Origin of the sequence: Streptomyces tubbatahanensis (assembly GCF_022699385.1) — a bacterium.
GTDB lineage: Bacteria > Actinomycetota > Actinomycetes > Streptomycetales > Streptomycetaceae > Streptomyces > Streptomyces diacarni.
On record NZ_CP093846.1, the window covers coordinates 1,107,014 to 1,113,015 of the forward strand.

Genomic DNA, 6,002 nt, shown 5'->3' on the forward strand with positions numbered 1-6,002 from the left:
GGGTCGGCCGGTGTCACCAGGCCACCGGCAAGGCGGCCGGGCCTCGGAGGAACGCGGCCGTCTTCCACGTCGCGTCGCCGGCCATGCGCAGACCCGGCAGCAGTCGGGCGAGTGCGGTCAGTCCCTCCTCCAGTTCGACCCGGGCCAGCGCCGCGCCGGCGCAGTGGTGGATGCCGTGGCCGAAGGCGAGGTGCCCGGTGGTGTCGCGGTCGGGGTCGAGCGCGTCGGGCCGGGGGAAGCGCAGCGCGTCGCGGTTGGCAGCGCCGATGGCCACGAGCACGGGCTCGCCCGCGCGCACCGTGGTGCCGCCCACCTCCACGTCCTCAAGGGCGTAACGCGGCAGGGAGGCGGAGGCGGCCAGGGGGACGTAGCGCAGCAGTTCGCCGACCCAGGCGCGGGCGCGCTCGGGGCGGCCGGCCAGTTCGGCGAGGGCGTCGGGGCGTTCGGTGAGCAGGACCCAGGTCAGGTTGGCGAGTTGGGAGGCGGTGGTCTCGTATCCGCCGAGCAGGATCGCGATGCACAGCTCGATCAGTTCGTCGCGGGAGGCCCGGTCGTCGGGGGCGTCCTCGTCGCGGGCCCGCAGCAGCGCGGTCATCAGGTCGTCGGCGGGCTCGGCCTGCCGCCGGTCGAGCAGCTCGCCCATGTACGCCTTGAGCGAGCCCGTGGCGGCCAGGAAGTCCTGCGGCGTCGCCCCGCTGGTGGAAAGGATGGTGTCGCTCCAGCCGCGGAAGAGGTCCCGGTCCTCGGCGGGGACGCCCAGCAGTTCGCGGATGACCGCGATCGGCACGGGGAGCGCGACGTGTTCCACCAGGTCGGCGGGGGCTCCCCGGGCGGTCATGCGCCGGACGGCGTCCTCGGCGAGGGCGCGGACGCGGGGGCGCAGCGCCTCCGCCCGGCGGGCGGTGAAGGCACGGGCCGCCGGACGGCGCAGCCGGGTGTGGTCGGGCGGGTCGGTGGCGACCAGGCCGATGGGGCTGACCGGGGTGGTGCGCGGCGCGTCCCGCTGGGCATCCGCGCGGGAGAAGCGGGCGTCGGCGAGGACCGCGCGGGCCTCGTGGTGCCGGGTGACGAGCCAGGCCGGTTCGCCGTAGGGCAGTTGGACACGCAGCAGGCCGGGGGTGTCCTGGGCGACGCGGTAGGCGTCGGCCAGGTCCAGACCGGTGTCCGTGTTGAAGGGGTAGGGGACGGGCGTGGTCACAGTGCCTCCGCGGTGGCTTCCATGGTGCGGGCGAGTGCGGCGCGGTCGACCTTGCCCGCGCCTGTGCGGGGGAAGCCGTCGAGCGTGCGGACCCGGTCCGGGTGCTTGAAGGCGGCGAGGCCCCGGGTCACCAGGTGGTCGATGAGGTCGCGCCGGGTGGGGGCCTCGCCGCGGGGGACGACGAAGGCGCAGGTGCGCTCGCCCATGTCGGCGTCCGGGTAGCCGATCAGGGCCACGTCGTGGACGCGGGGGTGGGCGAGAAGGTGATTCTCGACCTCCTCGACCGGGACCTTGTCGCCGCCCCGGTTGATCACGTCCTTCAGCCGCCCCTCGACGACGAGGTTCCCGCCGGGCAGCCGGCGCACCAGGTCACCGGAGCGGTAGAAGCCGTCGGCGGTGAAGCCGGTGGCATTGTGCCGTTCGGCCCGGAAGTATCCGCGCAGCGTGTAGGGGCCGCGCGTCCACAGCTCGCCCGGCTCGCCGTCGGGCACGTCCGTGCCGTCGGGGGCGACCACGCGGACCTCGTCGGCCTCGCACAGGGGGCGGCCCTGCGTGTGGAAGACGGTCTGGTCGGGGTCGTCGAGGCGGGTGAAGTTCAGCAGTCCCTCCGCCATTCCGTATACCTGTTGCAGGGCGCAGCCGAGGACCGGGCGTACGCGCCGGGCGGCCTCCTCCTTGAGCCGTGCGCCGCCCGCCTGGAGGAGGGTGAGGCTGCTGAGGTCGGGGGCGAGCAGCTCAGCGGCTTCCAGCCAGGCGAGGACGAGCGGGGGGACGAGGGCCACGGTGGTGACGCGTTCGCGGGCGATGAGGCCGAAGGCGGTCTCCGGATCCGCTGAGGGCGCCAGCACGGTGGTGCCGCCGGCGTGCAGGGTGCCCAGGAGCCCGGGGCAGGCCAGGGCGAAGTTGTGGGCGGCGGGCAGGGCGAGAAGGGTCACGCTGCTCGCGTCGAGTCCGGCGACCTGCGCGCTCGCCCGTAGGTTGTAGGCGTAGTCGTCGTGCGTGCGCGGGATCAGTTTGGGCAGTCCTGTGGTGCCGCCGGACAACAGGAGTACGGCGACGTCCCCGGGGCGCGCGTCGTCGGGGGCGCCGGGATGCGGCTCGGCGGACAGCAGCGCATCGAAGGGGGGTGAAGGCACCGGATTCGGCGGGGCCGCTGGTGAACACGTGGCGGATGGTGTGGGCACCGGTGCGTACCGTCCGGGCCAGCCCGTCCTGTTCCGGGCCACCGCCCTCCACGACGCACGCGGCGGCGCCGGAGAGGCGTGCGAGGTGGACGAGTTCGCTCTCCCGGTGGGCGGGCAGGGCGAGGACGGGGACGACACCGGCACGAAAGCAGCCGAACAGCGTCAGGACGAAGGGCAGGGAATTGGGCAGGTGGACCAGGAGGCGGTTGCCCGGCTTGAGGCCGCGGGCGCGCAGTCCGGCGGCCACCCGGTCGGCGGCCTCGTCGAGTTCGGCGTAGCTCAGGCGCCGCCCGTCCGCCACCAGGGCGGTGTGCGCGGGGGCGCGGCGGGCACCGTCCCGGAGGACGGAGCCGAGGGTGGTGCCGGCCCAGTAGCCCTCGGCGCGGTAGCGCGCGGCGACCGGCTCGGGCCAGGGGGTGAATCCGTCGAGCAGGGGCACGGTGATTCCTCGGTCGGTGGGCGGGGGCGGGGTCATCCGGCGGCGGGGGCGAGCCGCAGCGGCAGGGCTTCCAGGCCGTGCATGGCCGTGGAGAAGCGCCAGCGCAACGCGGACTCGTCCACGGCCAGTTCGAGGCCGGGGAAGCGGGCGAGGAGCCGGCCGAAGGCGATCTCCCCCTCCAGACGGGCGAGTGCGGCGCCGACGCAGTAGTGGATGCCGTGGCCCAAGGCGAGGTGTCCGCCGGCGGGCCGGGTGAGGTCGAGCCGGTCGGGTTCGGCGAACCGCTCGTCGCGGTTGGCGGCGAGCCAGGACACCATGACGAAGTGGCCCGCCGGGATGGTGACGCCGCCGAGTTCGACATCCTCGGTGGCGTAGCGGGGGCTGGAGAGGTTGTTGGGGGTCTCGTAGCGCAGGAACTCCTCGACGGCCTGCGGCATCAGTGCGGGCCGGGCCTTGAGCAGGGCGAGCTGCTCGGGGTGGCGCAGCAGCGCGAGTACGCCGCTGCTGATGAGGTTGACGGTGGTCTCGAAGCCGCCGGTCAGCAGCACGACGGCGGTGGCGGTCAGTTCGTCGCGGGAGAGGCGGTCACCGCCGTCACTGACGTGGACGAGGCGGGTGAGCAGATCCTCACCGGGCTCGCGGCGTTTGGCCTCGACGAGGTCGCCGAGGTAGGACGCCATCCGCGTCGAGGCGGCGCCGATCTCCTCGGGGGTGACGGCGGCGACCATGGTGTGCGTCCAGGCGGTGAACCGCTCGCGGTCCTCGAAGGGGATGCCGAGGAGTTCGCAGATGACGCGGATGGGCAGGGGCAGCGCGTAGTCGGCGAGGAGTTCGCTCTGCGGCCCCGCCTTCTCCATGGCGTCGAGGAGTTCGTCGGTGATGGCCTCGATACGCGGGCGCAGCGGGGCGACGGCGCCGGCGGTGAACACCTTGGTGATCAGGGAGCGCAGCCGGGTGTGGTCCGGGGGGTCGAGGTTGAGCAGGTTCTTGGCGAGTTCGGGGGCGAAGTGGCTCTCGGTGTCCTCGCCGCCGCCCAGTCGCAGCCGCTCCAGCCGGTCGTAGACCCCGTCGCTGCTGAGGCGGGGGTCGGTGACGGCGGTGCGGGCCTCTTCGTGGCCGCTGACCAGCCAGACGGGAAACCCGCCGGGCAGTTCCACGAAGCGCACGGGCGCGGCGGCGCGCAGCTCGGCCGCGACGGCGTGTGCGTCCTGGATGAAGCGCTCGTCGAGCGGGAGCGGGGCGGTGGGCAAGGGGGCGGTCACTGGGTTCCTCCGGGGAGACAGTGCGGGCGGGCGGGTGCGACGGCTGTCACGGCAGATCCAGTCCGGGGCGGTACAGGTCGGCCCACACCTGGAAGTCCAGGAGGCGTTCGAGGCCGGTACGCAGGGCGCCGGTCACGGCGGAGGGGTCGGTGTCGGCGGTGCGCCGGGCCCAGCCGGGGTCGAAGACGGCGAACACCGGGTGGCCGGGGTCGGCGAGCAGCCGCCGGGTCTGCTCCTGGAGCGCGGTGGCGTAGGCGAGGTCCTGCGTGGAGGGGTACGGGCTCTTGACGCGTTCGGTGACGGAGGTGGGCAGCAGGCGGGCGACGGCCTGTCGCAGCAGGCCCTTCTCGCGGCCGTCGACGGTCTTGAGGGCCCAGGGTGCGTTGTAGACGTAGGAGACGAGGCGGTGGTCGGCGAACGGGACGCGCACCTCCAGGCCGGTCGCCATCGACATGCGGTCCTTGCGGTCGAGCATGGCCCGTACCAGCCGGGTGATGTGGAGGTGGCTGTTGGTGCGCATCCGGCGCTCGAAGGGGTCCTCGCCGGGCAGGTGCTCGACCTTGGCGACGGCTCCGGCGTACTCGTCGGCGACGTAGGCACCGATGTCGAGGGCGTCGCGCAGCTCGGGACGGAGCGGTTCGGTGCGGTCGGCGGTGTAGGTGTTCTGGAACGCCAGCCAGGGGAACGTGTCGGCGTCCCGGGCGGCCGGGTGGTGGAACCAGACGTAGCCGCCGAACAGTTCGTCGGCGAACTCGCCCGACAGCGCGACCGTCGACTGCTCCCGGATCGCGCGGAACAGCAGCAGCATGGAACTGTCGATGTCGCCGAGGCCGATCGGCATGTCCCGGGCGGCGACCACCGCGCGGCGCAGCGACGGGTCGGTCAGCGCCCGGGAGTCGAGGACCACGTTGCGGTGGTCGGCACCGACGTGGGCGGCGACCTCGCGGATGAACGGGGCGTCGGGGGTGTCGCGGAACTCGTCGGGCCGGAAGTTCTCCTCGTAGCCGGCGAAGTCCACGGAGAAGGTACGCGGCTTCTCCCCCACGGTCCGCTGGTGCCGGGCGGCGAGCGCGGTGACGGCGCTGGAGTCCAGGCCACCGGAGAGCAGCACGCACTGGGGTACGTCGGAGACAAGCTGCTCCGGCACGATCTCGCCGAGCAGGGCCGCGACCCGCTCGACCGTCGTCGGGGCGTCGTCGGTGTGCTCGGCGGTCTCCAGCCGCCAGTAGGTGTGCTCCCGCATCCCGGCCCGGTCGAAGGTGAGCACGGTGCCGGGCTCGACCTCGTACAGGTCCTTCCACAGCGACCAGCCTGGCGCCTTGGTGAAGCCGACGAGTTCGCGCAGGCAGGAGGTGTCGACGCGGCGCGGGAAGGCCGGGTTGGCGAGGACGGCCTTGGGTTCGGAACCGAACAGCAGGCCGTCGGGGGTGCGGTGGTAGTAGAGCGGCTTGACGCCCATGCGGTCGCGGACGAGGACCATGCGCCGGTGCCGCTCGTCCCACAGGGCGAAGGCGTACATGCCGGTGAGGCGCTCGGCGACGGCCTCGCCCCACTCCAGGTAGCCGCGCAGCACGGTCTCGGTGTCGCTGCGGGTGGTGAACCGGTGCCCACGGCGCTGGAGTTCGGCACGCAGCTCTGGGTGGTTGTAGACCTCGCCGGAGTAGACGAGGGCGACCTCGCCGTCGGGCGTGTCCGCCGTCATGGGCTGAGCGCCGCCCGGCAGGTCGATGACGGCGAGGCGCCGGTGGCCCAGCGCCGCGTGCCGGTACAGGCGCACGCCGCTCGCGTCGGGGCCGCGGTCGGCGAGGGTCGCCGTCATGGCGTCGACCGTGTCGCCCCGCTGGGTGAGGTCCTGGTCGAAGGCCACCCAGCCGGTGATTCCGCACATGGTGTTCCTCGGTTTCCTATCGGGCCGGCCG

Annotated in this window: 3 protein-coding genes and 1 pseudogene; all 4 read right to left on the reverse strand. The window is 73.6% G+C overall.

The genetic code is table 11. The features are described 5' to 3' along the window. Positions 1–13: 13 nt before the first annotated feature. Entirely contained in the window at positions 14–1,198 is a 1,185-nt protein-coding gene (locus tag MMF93_RS04710) for a cytochrome P450 (protein WP_242749802.1), read from the reverse strand. Further along, positions 1,195–2,857, reverse strand: a pseudogene (locus tag MMF93_RS04720) ((2,3-dihydroxybenzoyl)adenylate synthase). Before MMF93_RS04720 ends, MMF93_RS04710 begins: the two are co-directional and overlap by 4 nt. Next, on the reverse strand, positions 2,854–4,083 hold the full coding sequence (locus MMF93_RS04725) for a cytochrome P450 family protein (RefSeq protein ID WP_242749804.1): 1,230 nt from the start codon (positions 4,081–4,083) through the stop codon (positions 2,854–2,856). The pseudogene MMF93_RS04720 and the gene MMF93_RS04725 overlap by 4 nt, the downstream one beginning before the upstream one ends. A 46-nt stretch (positions 4,084–4,129) precedes the next feature. Next, positions 4,130–5,971 carry an asparagine synthase (glutamine-hydrolyzing) gene (gene asnB, locus MMF93_RS04730; RefSeq protein ID WP_242749805.1) on the reverse strand — a complete coding sequence of 614 codons (1,842 nt, stop codon included), beginning with the start codon at positions 5,969–5,971 and terminating at the stop codon, positions 4,130–4,132. Between the last annotated feature and the right edge of the window lie 31 nt (positions 5,972–6,002).